Origin of the sequence: Burkholderia sp. Bp9140 (assembly GCF_003853425.1) — a bacterium.
Lineage (GTDB): Bacteria > Pseudomonadota > Gammaproteobacteria > Burkholderiales > Burkholderiaceae > Burkholderia.
Genome location: NZ_QTPQ01000018.1, coordinates 1 through 14,311, shown reverse-complemented (window position 1 = coordinate 14,311; position 14,311 = coordinate 1). Strand labels below are relative to the sequence as shown.

The 14,311-nt window shown below is 68.0% G+C and carries 12 protein-coding genes; 7 read left to right on the top strand and 5 right to left on the bottom strand.

Translation table 11 applies throughout. The features are described 5' to 3' along the window. Positions 1-138 precede the first annotated feature (138 nt). From DIE21_RS16430 to DIE21_RS16405, 6 genes are all read left to right on the top strand, one after another. A complete protein-coding gene (locus tag DIE21_RS16430) occupies positions 139-1,752 on the top strand; it encodes a peptide ABC transporter substrate-binding protein (protein ID WP_124498686.1) in 1,614 nt (537 codons plus the stop codon). 11 nt (positions 1,753-1,763) lie between these two features. Beyond that, entirely contained in the window at positions 1,764-2,702 is a 939-nt protein-coding gene (locus tag DIE21_RS16425; RefSeq protein WP_124498685.1) for an ABC transporter permease subunit, read from the top strand. Positions 2,703-2,715: 13 nt separating this feature from the next. Further along, positions 2,716-3,618, top strand: coding sequence for an ABC transporter permease (locus tag DIE21_RS16420; protein WP_124498684.1), 903 nt, complete (start codon positions 2,716-2,718; stop codon positions 3,616-3,618). Between the two features lies 1 nt (position 3,619). Beyond that, complete coding sequence (locus DIE21_RS16415; RefSeq protein WP_124498683.1) at positions 3,620-4,612, top strand: ABC transporter ATP-binding protein; 993 nt, start codon at positions 3,620-3,622, stop codon at positions 4,610-4,612. Continuing rightward, on the top strand, positions 4,609-5,631 hold the full coding sequence (locus DIE21_RS16410; protein WP_124498682.1) for an ABC transporter ATP-binding protein: 1,023 nt from the start codon (positions 4,609-4,611) through the stop codon (positions 5,629-5,631). The genes DIE21_RS16415 and DIE21_RS16410 overlap by 4 nt, the downstream gene beginning before the upstream one ends. A gap of 160 nt (positions 5,632-5,791) precedes the next feature. Next, on the top strand, positions 5,792-7,264 hold the full coding sequence (locus DIE21_RS16405; RefSeq protein ID WP_124498681.1) for an OprD family porin: 1,473 nt from the start codon (positions 5,792-5,794) through the stop codon (positions 7,262-7,264). A 66-nt stretch (positions 7,265-7,330) separates the two neighbouring features. On the opposite strand, the gene DIE21_RS16400 is transcribed toward DIE21_RS16405, so the two are convergent. The 4 genes from DIE21_RS16400 to DIE21_RS16380 form a co-directional block, all read right to left on the bottom strand. Further along, a complete protein-coding gene (locus DIE21_RS16400; protein ID WP_124498680.1) occupies positions 7,331-8,323 on the bottom strand; it encodes a DedA family protein/thiosulfate sulfurtransferase GlpE in 993 nt (330 codons plus the stop codon). Positions 8,324-8,486: 163 nt separating this feature from the next. Continuing rightward, a complete protein-coding gene (locus DIE21_RS16390; RefSeq protein WP_040138862.1) occupies positions 8,487-8,756 on the bottom strand; it encodes a hypothetical protein in 270 nt (89 codons plus the stop codon). A gap of 244 nt (positions 8,757-9,000) precedes the next feature. Then, on the bottom strand, positions 9,001-11,310 hold the full coding sequence (locus DIE21_RS16385; RefSeq protein ID WP_124498678.1) for a phosphocholine-specific phospholipase C: 2,310 nt from the start codon (positions 11,308-11,310) through the stop codon (positions 9,001-9,003). Between the two features lie 492 nt (positions 11,311-11,802). Further along, positions 11,803-12,003, bottom strand: coding sequence for a hypothetical protein (locus DIE21_RS16380; protein WP_124498677.1), 201 nt, complete (start codon positions 12,001-12,003; stop codon positions 11,803-11,805). 159 nt (positions 12,004-12,162) lie between these two features. Here DIE21_RS16380 and DIE21_RS16375 point away from each other — a divergent pair, with 159 nt between their 5' ends. Further along, the gene (locus tag DIE21_RS16375; RefSeq protein ID WP_124498676.1) at positions 12,163-13,758 is read left to right on the top strand and encodes a thioredoxin family protein; all 1,596 of its coding nucleotides are present in this window, start codon (positions 12,163-12,165) and stop codon (positions 13,756-13,758) included. 39 nt (positions 13,759-13,797) lie between these two features. On the opposite strand, the gene DIE21_RS16370 is transcribed toward DIE21_RS16375, so the two are convergent. Continuing rightward, a complete protein-coding gene (locus DIE21_RS16370) occupies positions 13,798-14,049 on the bottom strand; it encodes a DUF4148 domain-containing protein (protein ID WP_124498675.1) in 252 nt (83 codons plus the stop codon). Between the last annotated feature and the right edge of the window lie 262 nt (positions 14,050-14,311).

The window sequence follows — 14,311 nt, the reverse complement described above, 5'->3', positions numbered from 1 at the left end:
GAAAGAAACGTAAGGAATACTAAGATGCAATACGAGAATCACGGGCCTCCTCAATCGCTGTACCCGTCAGCGTCTCACGCGTAATCCGCGGCATCCGCCGCGCAACGCTCACCGAACAACCTTCTCAAGACTGCCACGATGAAATCCTTGCATGCCATGTCGGCCGTGCTGGCCGCGCTCGCCCTGACGACGCCCGCCGCTCACGCCGTGACCGTTCCGTCGAACGTCGCGCTCGCTCCTCAACAGGACCTGACGCGCCAGGTGCCTGCCGAAGTCGAGTCGCTCGACCCGGCGCACATCGAGTCGTGGACCGGCAACACGATCGGCCTCGACCTGTTCGAAGGGCTCGCCCGCATCGACGCGGCCGGCCAGGTCGTGCCGGGCGTCGCGCAGTCGTGGGAGCGCAAGACGCCGCAGACGTGGATCTTCAAGCTGCGCCACGATGCGAAGTGGAGCAACGGCCAGCCCGTGACGGCCGCCGATTTCGTCTACGCGTGGCAGCGTCTCGTCGATCCGAAGACGGGCTCGAAGTACACGATTCTCGTCGAGTTCGTGAAGAACTCGAAGGACATCATCGCCGGCAAGGCCGCGCCGACGACGCTCGGCGTGCGCGCGGTCGACCCGTACACGCTGGAAGTGACGACCGACGTGCCCGTCGCGTTCTTCCCCGAGCTGACCGCGATGGCACCGCTCGCGCCGGTGAACAAGGACACCATCGCGAAGTTCGGCGACGCATGGACGCGCCCGGGCAATCTCGTCAGCAACGGCGCGTACCAGCTCGTCGACTGGCAGCCGAACAACCGCATCGTCGCGACGAAGGATGCGAAGTACTGGAACGCGTCGAAGGTCGTGATCAACAAGGTCACGTACCTGCCGATCGAAAGCGACGAAACCGCGATGCGCATGTACCAGGCCGGCCAGATCGACTACAGCTACTCGATCCCGTCGGGCATCTTCCAGCAGGTCAGCAAGCAGTTCGGCGGCGAACTGCGCCCGGGCCTGCAACTCGCGACCTACTACTACTACCTGAACAACAGCGACGCGGCGCTCAAGGACAAGCGCGTGCGCCAGGCGCTGTCGATGGTGATCGATCGCGACGTGCTGACGTCGAAGCTCACGCAGGCCGGCGAGAAGCCGATGTACGGCCTGATGCCGAACGGTACGAAGGGCGTGCAGCCGTTCACGCCGGAATGGGCGGCGTGGCCGATGGCCAGGCGCGTCGCGACCGCGAAGGACCTGCTGAAGCAGGCCGGCTTCTCGGACGCGAAGCCGCTGTCGTTCACGCTCACGTACAACACCAACGACCTGCACAAGAAGGTCGCGCTGTTCACGGCATCGGAATGGCGCACCAAGCTCGGCATCAACACGAAGCTCGAGAACGTCGAGTTCAAGGTGCTGATGAAGGAGCGCCATGACGGCAAGGTGCAGATCGCGCGCGACGGCTGGTTCGCCGACTACAACGACGCGATGACCTTCTTCGACCTGATCCGCTGCGGCAGCTCGCAGAACACCGTCGGCTACTGCAACAAGCAGGTCGACACGTTCGTCGAGGACGGCAACCAGAAGCTCGACGACAAGGCGCGCGCCGCGCTGCTCACGCAGGCGCACGACACGGCGATGAACGATACGCCGATGGTGCCGCTGTTCCAGTACTCGGCCGATCGTCTCGTGAAGCCCTACGTGGGCGGCTACTCGCTGAAGAACGTGATCGACATGCGTGCTTCGCAGGACATGTACCTGATCAAGCACTGAGCGGAGCGATCATGCTGGCCTACGCATTGAGACGCACGTTGTGGGCGGTGCCGACGATTCTCGCCGTCATCACCGTCTGCTACCTGCTGCTGCATTTCACGCCCGGCGGTCCGTTCGATACGGAGAAGCAACTGTCCGCCGCGACGCTCGCGAACCTGAACGCGAAGTATCACCTCGACGAGCCGCTGTGGAAGCAGTACCTGCTGTATCTCGGCTCGCTGCTGCACGGCGATCTCGGCCCGTCGTTCCGCTACGTCGACTGGTCGGTGAACGATCTCGTGAAGAAGGCGCTGCCCGTGAGTCTCGGCGTGGGCGGCGTGTCGATCCCGGTCTCGATCGTGTTTGGCGTGCTGCTCGGCACCGTCGCGGCGGTGCGCCGCGACAGCCTGATCGACCGCTTCGTGATGCTGATCGGCAACTTCGGCAACGTCGTGCCGCCGTTCGTGCTCGGCCCGGTGCTGGTGTGGATCTTCGCGATCCTGCTGAAGACGTCGGCCGGCAACGGCTGGCTGCCGGCCGGCGGCTGGGGCGACGGCGGCTGGCAGTACCGGCTGCTGCCGATCGTGCTGCTGACCTTCATCAACGTGTCGCTGCTCGCACGCGTGATGCGCGGCTCGATGATCGAGACGCTGTCGAGCAACTACATCCGCACCGCGCGCGCGAAGGGCCTGCCGGGCTCGACGATCGTGCTGCGCCACGCGCTCAAGCCCGCGCTGATGCCGGTCGTGTCGCTGTTCGGCACGGTCTGCATCACGTCGATCACGGCGGCCGTCGTCACCGAATCGGTGTTCGCGCTGCCGGGGCTCGGGCAGCTCGTCGTGAACGGCGCGATCAACCGCGACTACACGCTGGTGCTCGGCCTCGTCGTGCTGACGACCGTCTTCGCGGTGCTGTTCAACCTGCTGGTCGACCTCGCGTACGCGTGGCTCGATCCGCGCATCCGTTATTGAGCGAGGCACTGCGATGACCCCGACTACTCCCGTCGTCGGCCTGCCCGTGCAGACCGACTCGCCGCCGCGTTCGCGCTCGCCGCTCGCGCTCGCGTTCGCGCGCTTCCTTCACAACCGCGCGGCCGTGTTCAGCCTCGTGCTGCTCGCGCTGATCACGCTCGCGTGCTTCGTCGGCCCGTGGCTGCTCGCGGCCGATCCCGCCGCGAGCGACTGGGGCTCGATCAGCCTGCCGCCGACGCTCGCGAACCAGCACTGGTTCGGCACCGACGAACTCGGCCGCGACCTCCTGGTGCGCACGCTGATCGGCGGCCGCGTATCGATCGAGGTCGGCTTGCTCGGCACGCTGGTGTCCGGCCTGTTCGGCGTCGCGTGGGGCGCGACCGCCGGCTTCGCGGGCGGCCGTGTCGACTCCGCGATGATGCGCGTCGTCGACATGATGTACGCGATCCCGTACCTGCTGATCGCGATCCTGATGATGACCCTGTTCGGCCGCTCGTTCATGCTGGTCGTGCTGACCATCAGCGCGTTCTCGTGGATCGACATGGCGCGCGTCGTGCGCGGCCAGACGCTGTCGCTGCGCAATCGCGAGTTCGTCGACGCGGCGCGCGCGATCGGCGTGTCGCCGGCGTCGATCGTGCTGCGCCACGTCGTGCCGAACCTGCTCGGCGTGGTCGTCGTGTACGCGACGGTCTCGGTGCCGAACATCGTGCTGACCGAATCGGTGCTGTCGTTCCTCGGCCTCGGCGTGCAGGAGCCGATGACGAGCTGGGGCGTGCTGATCCAGGACGGCGCGCAGAAACTGGAATCGATGCCGTGGCTGCTGCTGGCGCCGGCCGTCATGCTGTGCGTGACGCTTTACTGCGTGAACTTCGTTGGCGACGGCCTGCGTGACGCGCTCGACCCGAAGGATCGCTGAAATGGCAGCTCTGCTGGAAGTAGAAAACCTCGGCGTGCGCTTCTCGCGCAAGGACGCACCGCCGATCGACGCCGTGAGCGGCGTGTCGTTCTCGCTCGAAGCCGGCAAGACGCTCGGCATCGTCGGCGAATCGGGCTCGGGCAAGAGCCAGACCGTGATGGCGCTGCTCGGCCTGCTGGCCGGCAACGGCACGACGACGGGCGCCGCGCGCTATCGCGGCGACAACCTGCTCGAGATGGACACGCGCGCGCTGAACGCGGTGCGCGGCGACCGGATCGCGATGATCTTCCAGGATCCGATGACGTCGCTCAATCCGTTCCTGACGATCGAGCGGCAGATGACCGAGACGTTGCAGCTGCATCGCAAGCTGTCGCGCAAGGAAGCGACCCGGCGCGCGATCGAGGCGCTCGAATCGGTGCGGATTCCCGATGCGGCGCGCCGCATCCGCATGTATCCGCACGAGTTCTCCGGCGGCATGCGCCAGCGCGTGATGATCGCGATGGCGCTCTTGTCCGAGCCGGAAATCCTGATCGCCGACGAGCCGACCACCGCGCTCGACGTGACCGTGCAAGCGCAGATCATCGACCTGCTGCGCGAGCTGAACCGCGAGCGCGGCACCGCGATCGTGCTGATCACCCACGACATGGGCGTGGTCGCGGGCCTCGCGGACGACGTGATGGTCATGTATGCGGGCCGCACCGTCGAATACGCGCCGGCCGAGTCGATCTTCGCGGCGCCGTCGCATCCGTACACGATCGGCCTGCTCAATGCGCTGCCGCGCCTGACCGATGCGGACGACGCGCCGCTCGTCGCGATTCCCGGCAATCCGCCGATGCCCGGCACCGCGCCGGCCGGCTGCGCGTTCGCGAAACGCTGCACGTACGCGGAGGAGCGCTGCGGTGCCGTGCGCCCCGCGCTCGAAACCTATGACGCGGCGGGCGCGGTGCGCGCGTGCCACCGGCCGCTGGCCGATCTGACGGGAGGTCTGCGATGAGCGTAGATGAACACCGCCATGCCGGCGCGACGGGCGACACGCTGCTGTCCGTCGAGGATCTGAAAGTGCATTTCCGCGTGCCGCTCGGCGCCTATCCGTGGTCGCCGAAGGGCACGCTGCGCGCGGTCGACGGCGTGTCGTTCGACGTGAAGCGCGGCGAGACGGTCGGGCTCGTCGGCGAGTCGGGCTGCGGGAAGTCGACGCTCGCGCGCGCGCTGATCGGCCTCGTGCCGATGACCGCCGGCACGGTGCGCTGGCGCGGCGAAGCCGTCGCGCCCGATCACCTGCGCGGCACCGCGATGCGCCGCGAAGTGCAGATGATCTTCCAGGATCCGCTCGCGTCGCTCGATCCGCGCATGACGATCGAACAGATCGTCGCGGAGCCGCTCGTCACGCACCACGCGGGCCTCGGCCGCACCGAGGTGCGGCGCCGCGTGGTCACGATGCTCGAGCGCGTCGGCCTGAATGCGCATCACCTGCTGCGCTATCCGCACGAATTTTCCGGCGGGCAGTGCCAGCGCGTCGGTATCGCGCGCGCGCTGATCGGCGATCCCAGGCTCGTGATCTGCGACGAACCCGTATCGGCACTCGACGTGTCGATCCAGGCGCAGATCGTGAACCTGCTGCGCGATCTGCAGCGCGAACTGTCGTTGTCCTATCTGTTCGTCGCGCACGACCTGGCGGTGGTGAAGGCCATCAGCCAGCGCGTGCTCGTGATGTATCTCGGCCGCGTGATGGAGTTCGGCACGCGGCATGACGTGTACGGCGTGCCGCAGCACCCGTACACGAAGGCGCTGCTCGATGCGGCGCCGACGCCTGAGCCGGCGCGCGAGCGTGCTCGCCGTCCGATGCTGCTGGCGGGCGAGATGCCGTCGCCGCTCAACCCGCCGTCCGGCTGCGCGTTCCGCACGCGCTGCCCGGTCGCGATCGACGCGTGCGCGCAGGACATGCCGCTGCCGGAAGTGCGGCACGGCTCGGCGGCGCGTGTCGCGTGCATCCGGGCGGGCGTGGCGGCGTGAAGTGACGCAGCAAACATAACCAGGCAGGTCAACAGGGGCAGGGTGCGGCGCGAACGATCTTCGCGCCGCGGGTAAAGGCGCGTCCGCAGCCGGGCTCGCCGGGGGGCCGGAAGCGGATCGCAACCGGCATGGACGATATCAACACAAGACGAGAATGACGATGAAAAAGCAAAAGACGATCGGGACGGCATCGAAGATGCTGCTCGCATGGGGCTTGCCGGCGCTTGCCGGCGTATCGCTGACCGGCATCGCGCACGCCGACGACGCGGCCCCCGCACCGCTGACGGTCGCGCAGGCCGCGCCGTCCGCCGGCGCAAGCACGTCGGTTGCGCAGGCAACGACCCCGAACGCCATTATCAACGCCGAGGCGAACCAGGCCGTCACGCCGCCCGATGAGCCGTCGGCGCAGTCGAAGTCGAACGGCTTCATTGCCGACAGCCACCTGAACTTCCTGTTCCGCAACTATGCGGACACGCTCGACAACAAGGGCGGACCGCATCGTCACGCGTGGGTCCAGGGCGCGATGGCGAACTTCGAGTCGGGCTACACGACCGGCCTGATCGGCATCGGCTTCGACGCGTCGCTGTATGCGGCGTTGAAGCTCGACGGCGGCGCCGGCGCCGGCAGCATGGTGCACATCGCGAAGGGCGGCGGCGGTTCGAACCAGCTCGCGTGGGCCTATCCGGGCATCTACGACGTGAAGGCGCGCATCTCGAACACGGTGGTCAAGTACGGTCTGCAGGCCGTCGACAACCCGTTCATGGAGCAGCACGACAACCGTGCGCTGCCGCCGACCTTCCTCGGCGCGACGATCGTCAGCAATGAATTCAAGAACGTGATGCTCGAGGCCGGCAGCTTCACGAAGACCGATGCGCGCGGCCACACGACGCTCACCAACCTCACCACGCAGTACGGCGGCACGCGCGTCAATCGCCTGACCTACGTCGGCGGCACGTGGGACTATTCGCCGAACGGCGAGCTCGCGCTGTACGCGAACCAGGCCGATGACGTGTGGCATCAGTACTACGCGTCGCTGAAGCACAGCATCGGCGAGACGAAGTCGGTCAAGTGGACGGGCTTCGCGAACGTCTACTCGACGCACGATACGGGCGACGCGCTGCAGGGCAAGATCAACAACAACGCATACAGCCTGTCGCTGGCCGCGCAACACGGCCCGCACGAGCTGCTGCTCGGCTTCCAGCAGGTGCTCGGTGACCAGTTCTTCGACTACCTGAACGAAACCAACGGCATCTTCCTGACCAACTCGATGGACGTCGACTACAACGCGCCGCACGAAAAGTCGCTGCAGCTGCGTTACACGTTCTACGGCAAGGAAGCGGGCCTGCCGGGCTTCAAGGCGATGGTCTGGGGCGTGACGGGCTGGGGGGCGGACGGCAGCGCGGGTGCCGCGAACGATCCGGGCAAGTCGAGCATCTACTGGAGCAACGGCGCGCCGGTGCAGGGCCGTCACCACGAGTTCGGCTTCATCCCGTCGTACACGTTCCAGAGCGGCAAGCTGAAGGATACGAAGGTCACGTTCATCGCGATGTGGCACACCGGTTCCACGCACACGTCGGACGCGACCAACAAGGAGTACCGCCTGGTCGTGAACGTGCCGCTGCACGCGTTCTGATGGAAGGGGGACGCAAGGTCCCGTCGGTATGTCCCGTCTCGCGCGGCCGGCCTGCAGTCAGTTCGCTCAGGCCGGCTTGTGCAACCCCGCCACCGGATCGTTCGCGGCGGGCATGTCCTCCACCAGCGACGCGAGCTGGCGGCCGGTGTCGCGCCACGCATCGAGGCCGCCGCGCAGCGGCAGCGCGTCGGTGAACCCTGCGTCGAGCAGGCGCCTGGCCATCAGCGCGGCCGTCACTTCGTTCGGGCACGAGCAATACACGACGAACTTCTGCGAGAGCGGATAGCGCGCGACGATGTCGTCGATCTGCCGCTCGTCCGCGAACTGTGCGCCAGGAATCGTGAATGGGTCGAGCTTGCGGTGCTCGGGCGAACGCACGTCGAGCACCACCGGCGCGGTCGGATCGCGCAGCAGCACGTCGAGCTCGTCGACGCCGATCCGCGCGCTCGCGAGCTGGCGGATCAGCGCGCGGCGGCGCATCCAGCGCACGGCCGCATAGATCGCCAGCAGCGCGACGATCACCAGCAGCACCGCGCGGCCGAGCCGGCTCGCGCCGGCGAACAGCCAGTCGATCTGCCGGTAGAACACGAGCCCCGCGATGAGTCCGACGATCGTCCACAGCGCGGCGCCGAGCGCATCGTAGCCGGCGAACGTGCGATAGCGCGTGCCGAGCGCGCCGGCCATCGGCACCGACACGAGCGACAGTCCGGGAATGAAGCGGGCGACCGCGAGCACGCGCACGCCGTAGCGGCCGAAGAACCGTTCGGTCTTCTTCACGCAGGTATCGCGCGACAGCGACAGCCGGCAGATCGTCTTCAGCGTCGAGCCGCCGTAGCGTCGCCCGGCGACGTACCAGATGGTGTCGCCGATCAGCGCACCGAGCACCGACAGCGCCAGCACCGTCACGAGCTGCGAGCCGATCATCGCCGGATGCATCGCGGCCATCGCGCCGAACAGCACGAGCGTCGGCATTGCCGGCACGGGCAGGCCGACGGCCGCCGCGAGCACATTGGCGAACACGAGAAGCGGCCCGTATTGGGCGACGAGGTCACGGAGCATGACGGCTGGCCGAAAAGGAAGCGCGTGAGGAGGATACGGAGATGGGCCGATTATCGGCCATTTTCAACCGGGCGGCGGGGAATGACGTAAAGCGCCTGACGGCGGCAGGGGGATGCGGGCAGATCGGTGAGCCGGTGCGTTGCGCGCGGCTCACCGATCGACATCAGGAAGGGGTGCGGGCGAGCGATGCGGCGCCGTGGTTTTCGCCGGGCAGCTCGGCGCCGTGCGAGCGGATCGCCGCGATCAGTTCGGCCGGCGTGATCTCGTAGCGGACCTCGCGGTGAATGCCGGGCTTGCGTTCGTCGATCTCGATCAGCAGCACGCTCTTGCCGTCGCCGGTCGATTCGAGCCGGAGCGAGCGCAGTTCACGGCCGTCGGCCGGGTCGTGTTCGGTGAGCAGGGTCATTGCCCCGGATGAGCCGGTAGTGCGCATCGAACCTATCCTCGTGTCGTGTGTGCCGGGTTGGCGAAGATGTCGTTGTTGAATGCAGCTTGACGAAGTTTAACGCGAACGGGCCGCAATACGGAGCATTTTCGTGGGCACGAAATGAGGGCTGCACCAGCCATCCTTCTGAAGTTTGTCCCGCGCCGGGCAAGCGTTTCAGCCGGATCGGGCGGCGCCGCGCCCGGTGCCCGGGCGGTGTTTCCGGCCGGGCAGGCGCGGTGCCGTGGTGCCGTCAGAAGCGGTCGGCGAGCCCCATCGCCGGGTCGCTGACCGAGTGGCGGCCGGTTTCGACGCGGCCGGCCACGCGGCGCGAGAAGCGCGCGTCGCTGTCGGCGGTGACGACGAAGTCGTACCAGTGGCCGGTCGAGTCGAGCTTCCAGTGCAGCTCCGACTGGCCGCCGGCGCGCACCGTGACGGTCCACGTCGTGCCCGCGTCGTTGCCGTGGCCGCGATCGTCGTTCGCGCCGCGGCCGGCCAGCGGGCCGTACACCTGGTTCGATTGCACCGTGAAGCGCACGGTGCTGCCGCCGTCGTTGCGCAACCGCAGATGCAGGTTGCCGCTCGCGCCCGCATAGCCGACCCGGATTTCCGGGTGCGGGGCGCGCGCATCGGCCAGCCGGGCGAGATCGCCGGTGAAGCGGCGGTGATAGCCGTTCGGGCCGAGCACCCACAGGTCATATTTGCCGCTGTCGTCGGCCAGCGCCGCCCAGTCGCCGCGCAGCGCCTTGCCCGGCTCCACGACGTAACGGCGCGGCACGCGGTCGAGGTGCAGCTTGTCGTAGACGTGGAACACCGCCGCCGCGCGGCCGGTGTTCGCGAACTTCAGCGTGACGGTGCCCTTGCCGGCATCGACCTGCGCGCTTGCATGCAGCTCGTACGGCAGCGCGCGCGACGGGCGCACGCCGGTGGCCTGCGCGGGCAGCGACGGCGTGGCCGGCGGCGTGATCTTCGGTGCGGCCTGCTGCGCGGCGCTCAATGCGTCGACCTGGCTTTTCGTCGTGCGGCCCGCGAGCGTCGGCAACGGTTCGTCGTTCGGCGCGCGGAAGTTGAACGCGCTCGTCAGGTCGCCGCACACCGCGCGGCGATACGCGCTGATCTGCGGCTCGACGACGCCGAAGCGCTTCTCGAGGAAGAGCAGCGTCGACGTATGGTCGAACACCTGCGAGTTGACCCAGCCGCCGCGGCTCCACGGCGACACGACCCACATCGGCACGCGCGGGCCCGGGCCGTACGGACGGCCGTCGGCCGCGGGCTGGCTCGACGTGGCCGGCGCGAAGTCGTGGTACTCGACGGCGACGTCGGTGTCCGCGAGTGTGTGGCCGCCCGCGAGCGAGCCGTCCGCGTTGCGCGACGGCACCGCCGGCGACGGCATGTGGTCGAAGAAGCCGTCGTTCTCGTCGTAGTTGATCAGCAGGGCGGTTTTGCTCCACACGTCCGGATTCGCGGTCAACGCGTCGAGCACCGCCTGCACGTACCACGCGCCCTGCGCGGGGCTCGACGGCCCCGGGTGTTCGCTGTACACCGACGGCGGGATGATCCACGACACTTCGGGCAGCGTGCCGTTGCGGATGTCGTCGCGGAACGTCTCGAGGAAGCCGTACGGCATCGTGTTGCCGAAGCCCTTCGCGAGCGGACTCAACGGATCGTCGATCGCCGGATCGTAGAACGCGCCGGCCGCCGTCACCGGCTGCGTGATGTCCGTCGACGCGACGTACGCGGGCCGGCGCGCGGCCGGCATCTGCTCGATGGCCGCGCGCCAGTGGCGAAAGCTCATCATCTCGTTGCAGCCGAAATTGTCGATCAGGCTCTGGTAGACCTTCCAGTGCACGCCGGCCTGCTGCAGCCGGTCCGCGTAGGTCGTCCACGTCCAGCCCTGGCTCGACGGGCCGATGTCGTTGCCGCCGTTGAACTGGTTGTTCAGCGCGGCGAGCTTCACACGGCTGCCGTCGGCCGGGCTGATGCCGTTCGGGCCGTTGGTGCCGCTCCAGTAGAACAGCCGGTTCGCGATCGTGCCCGTGTGCATCCCGCAGTGGTAGTGGTCGCACAGCGTGAACGCGTCGGCGAGCGCGCGCTGGAACGGCACTTCGGCGGCGTCGTAATAACCCATCGACAGCGGCGTCTTTGCATCGGGCCAGCGGTTCATCCGCCCATGGTCCCACGCGGCCTGCGCGTCGGCCCACGAGTGCGGCGTGCCGCCCGCGCGCTGCGCGTTGCCCTGGCTCGCGTCGAGGTGGTACGGCGTGAAGGTCGTCGCGGGCGTCGCTTTCGTGTAGGTCTGGTAGAACACGTCGCGGCCGTTCGGCGACGGCACCGCGAAGCGGTCGCCGTAACCGCGCACGCCCTTGAACGTGCCGAAGTAGCCGTCGAACGCGCGGTTCTCCATCATCAGCAGCACGACGTGCTTGACGTCCTTGATGGTCCCCGTTTCGTGAAACGCGGGAATCGCGAGCGCGCGGCGGATGCTCGGCGGAAACGCGGACAGCGCGGCGGCGGCGAGGCCGGAAGTGGCGGTCTGCTGGAGGAATGTGCGGCGTGACGTCATGGCGTTCTGATCCTGTGATGATGGGAGCGTTCGTGACTTCGTCTGGTTGCGCCCGTGTGTCGGCCCCCCCTCCGGGACCGTCCGCGATGCGTGTGCGTTCGAGTGCGTCGGCCGTTGCTCGATCCTGTGCGCCGCGCGCTCGTGATGCGCGGGGCGGGACGTCGGCACACGCCGGCCCGGCGCGTGCCGGGCAGGGCGGCGCCCAGTCTAGGGAGCGCAGATGACGTCGGCGTGATGCGGAAATGACATGCGTGACGTGCCGGTGACGTTGCGTGTGCAACCAATATGCGACGCGCCGTGACGACGTCGGCATGGTGAGAAATTACCGGTTTACCTTGAGATGAACGGTCAGGAATTGCCGATTGCATGAAACCTGCGTGACGCCGTGTGGTTGCGCATGCAACGGCATCGCGTTGTGTGGCGGCGGGCGGCAGCCGACGAAGCATGCGTGCAGCACGATGCGTCGTTGCGCCGACGACACATGAGCGCGCGTCAGCGATGCCCCATGTCATATCCATTCGAGAATTCGTTGGTTTTCAACCGGCCGCGCGAATCGTATCGTCGAGCGATTTGCCGGTCGTCGTAGTCGTCGTAGTCGTTGCAGTTGGCACGGTTGCGTGGTGTGTGCATGGCGCTGTCGGTCGTGGCTTTCCGCGTCGATGCCCGCGCGCCGTGCGCGGCCGATTCCGGCATGCGTGGTGCCATCCGTCGATGGCTTTCATTGTTTCGTCGCTTCGTCGTGTTTTCGCTTCGCCGCTTCGCGCGCATGGGACGGCCGTCGCTGACGTGCAGGCTCCGACCGTCGCGCGACGCCGCGTCCCGCAACCGTCTCTTTCAACGGAACCCGCCTTGATGAAAACCGTTCTCCGGAACCTGACCGCCGCCTGCCTGTTCGCCGCCGCGGGTGCGGCGTTCGCCACCACCGCGCCGCAGGGCGCCGCCGTATCGAGCCCGTCGGGCGACGGCGCGCATCTGCCGCCCGGCATCGCGTGGCAGCAGGGCGATGTCGATGCCGCGTTCGCGCTCGCGAAGCGCACCGGCAAGCCGCTGCTGCTCTACTGGGGCGCGGTGTGGTGTCCGTCGTGCAACCAGGTGAAGTCGACGATCTTCAGCCAGCAGGCATTCAAGACCCGCTCGTCGTTCTTCGTGCCCGTGTATCTCGACGGCGATACCGAAAGCGCGCAGAAGCTCGGCGAGCGCTTCAAGGTGCACGGCTATCCGACGATGATCCTGTTCCGCCCGGACGGCACCGAAGTGACGCGGCTGCCGGGCGAAGCCGATCTCGAGCGCTACATGCAGGCGCTGTCGCTCGGGATGACGGCCGCGCATCCGGTGCGGCAGACGCTCGCGACCGCGTTGAACGGCGGCGCGACGCTGACGCCGGACGAATGGCATCTGCTCGCCGACTATTCATGGGACACCGACGGCGCGCTGCCGGTGCCGGCCGATCGTGTCGCGGTGACGCTGCAGACGCTGTCGCAGCGGGCGCGCGCGGCCGGCGCGAAGGCGGATGCCGCGCGGTTCGCGCTGAAGTCGGCGGTGGTCGCGGCCTCGGACGATCCCGCGCAGGCCGGTGCGCTCGACAAGGCCGCGCTCGCCGATGCGCTGCGCGCGGTGCTGCGCGAGCCGGCGCTGGCGCGGGCCGATTCGGACGTGCTCGTCGCGGCGCCCGCGCGCGTGGTCGTCTACCTCGGCGTCGATGCCGCGCAGCGTGCGAAGCTGCGCGGCGCGTACGACACGGCGCTCGCGAGCCTGTCGACTGACACCACGCTGTCGTCGATCGACCGCCTGATGGCGCTGCACGGCCGCGTGCTGCTCGCGCGCGGCGACGCGCGCGCCGGCGCGCCGCTCGCTGCGCCGGCGCTGGTTGACACCGCACGCAAGCAGATTGCGGTGTCGGTGCAGGGCGCCGTGAACGCATACGAGCGGCAGGCGCTGGTCAGTGAAGCGGCCGATACGCTGACCGATGCGGGGCTGTACGACGAATCCGATGTCTTGCTGAAGGCCGAGTTGCCGCGTTCTGCGACGCCGTACTACTTCATGTCCGGACTGGCCGCGAATGCGAAGGCGCGCGGCGACAAGGCCGCAGCGCTCGACTGGTACCGGAAGGCGTACGACTCGGCAAGCGGACCGGCGACGAAGCTGCGCTGGGGCGCGACCTACTTCGCGAATGCGGTCGCGCTGGCGCCGGACGATTCGGCGCGGATCGAGGCGATCGCCGCGAGCGTGCTCGCGCAGGCCGGCAGGACCAAGGATGCGTTTTATGGGGCGAACCTGCGTGCGCTGACCAAGGTCGTCACGCAACTGAACCGCTGGCGCGGCGGCGGCGCGCACGATGCGTCGGTCAGGTCGGTCGTGAGGCAGTTCGACGGGGTGTGCGCGAAGCTGCCTGCGGGCGATCCGCAGGCAGCGGCATGCGCGAAATTGATTCAGCCGGTGAAGGCGTAATGATGTGAGGGCGCGCGCCCGGGCGCATCGTTACGGCGATTACCGGCCGGACTCAGACGATGTGCCGCGATCGCTGCCATACCCGGCACGCTGCTGGCTGGCAATCTTCGCTTCGGCGGAAACGATGCTGGCCGGATAGAACCAGTCGCTCGGCTGGAAGCCGGCTTGCTTGAGCGCCTTCACTTCGGCGTGGACCTGCGCGCGCGTGAGCGGCGGGTTCGACTGCGCTTGCGCGGCGAGCGGGGCGGATACGGCCAGGGCAATGGCAGCTGCACGAATCAGGCGCTTCATGATCGGGACCTCCATGTTGTCGACCGGGCGGCCGGCCTTCGTTCGACGAAGCGGCAGCGGTTGAAAACAGTGTAGGCCCGGCCCCGCGCGGGAAAAATGCGATCGCTCCCAACGCAGTGTTCTGCTGCCGGCAACAATGGGCGGGTCGGGGCGGGGGGGGGGGGGGGAGGCCGCCCCCGCCGCCGGCCTGAACCAGCGCCGGCGGGTTGTAAAACGCGGTAACGAAGAAAAACCCCCCCCGCTTGTTAACCGGGGACCCGAA

Excerpts from the sequence above, each read along its gene's own strand:
- DIE21_RS16430 (WP_124498686.1), top strand. The coding sequence starts at position 139 with ATGAAATCCTTGCATGCCATGTCGGCCGTGCTGGCCGCGCTCGCCCTG.
- DIE21_RS16425 (WP_124498685.1), top strand. The coding sequence starts at position 1,764 with ATGCTGGCCTACGCATTGAGACGCACGTTGTGGGCGGTGCCGACGATT.
- DIE21_RS16420 (WP_124498684.1), top strand. The coding sequence starts at position 2,716 with ATGACCCCGACTACTCCCGTCGTCGGCCTGCCCGTGCAGACCGACTCG.
- DIE21_RS16415 (WP_124498683.1), top strand. The coding sequence starts at position 3,620 with ATGGCAGCTCTGCTGGAAGTAGAAAACCTCGGCGTGCGCTTCTCGCGC.
- DIE21_RS16410 (WP_124498682.1), top strand. The coding sequence starts at position 4,609 with ATGAGCGTAGATGAACACCGCCATGCCGGCGCGACGGGCGACACGCTG.
- DIE21_RS16405 (WP_124498681.1), top strand. The coding sequence starts at position 5,792 with ATGAAAAAGCAAAAGACGATCGGGACGGCATCGAAGATGCTGCTCGCA.
- DIE21_RS16400 (WP_124498680.1), bottom strand. The coding sequence starts at position 8,323 with ATGCTCCGTGACCTCGTCGCCCAATACGGGCCGCTTCTCGTGTTCGCC.
- DIE21_RS16390 (WP_040138862.1), bottom strand. The coding sequence starts at position 8,756 with ATGCGCACTACCGGCTCATCCGGGGCAATGACCCTGCTCACCGAACAC.
- DIE21_RS16385 (WP_124498678.1), bottom strand. The coding sequence starts at position 11,310 with ATGACGTCACGCCGCACATTCCTCCAGCAGACCGCCACTTCCGGCCTC.
- DIE21_RS16380 (WP_124498677.1), bottom strand. The coding sequence starts at position 12,003 with ATGCCGGAATCGGCCGCGCACGGCGCGCGGGCATCGACGCGGAAAGCC.
- DIE21_RS16375 (WP_124498676.1), top strand. The coding sequence starts at position 12,163 with ATGAAAACCGTTCTCCGGAACCTGACCGCCGCCTGCCTGTTCGCCGCC.
- DIE21_RS16370 (WP_124498675.1), bottom strand. The coding sequence starts at position 14,049 with ATGAAGCGCCTGATTCGTGCAGCTGCCATTGCCCTGGCCGTATCCGCC.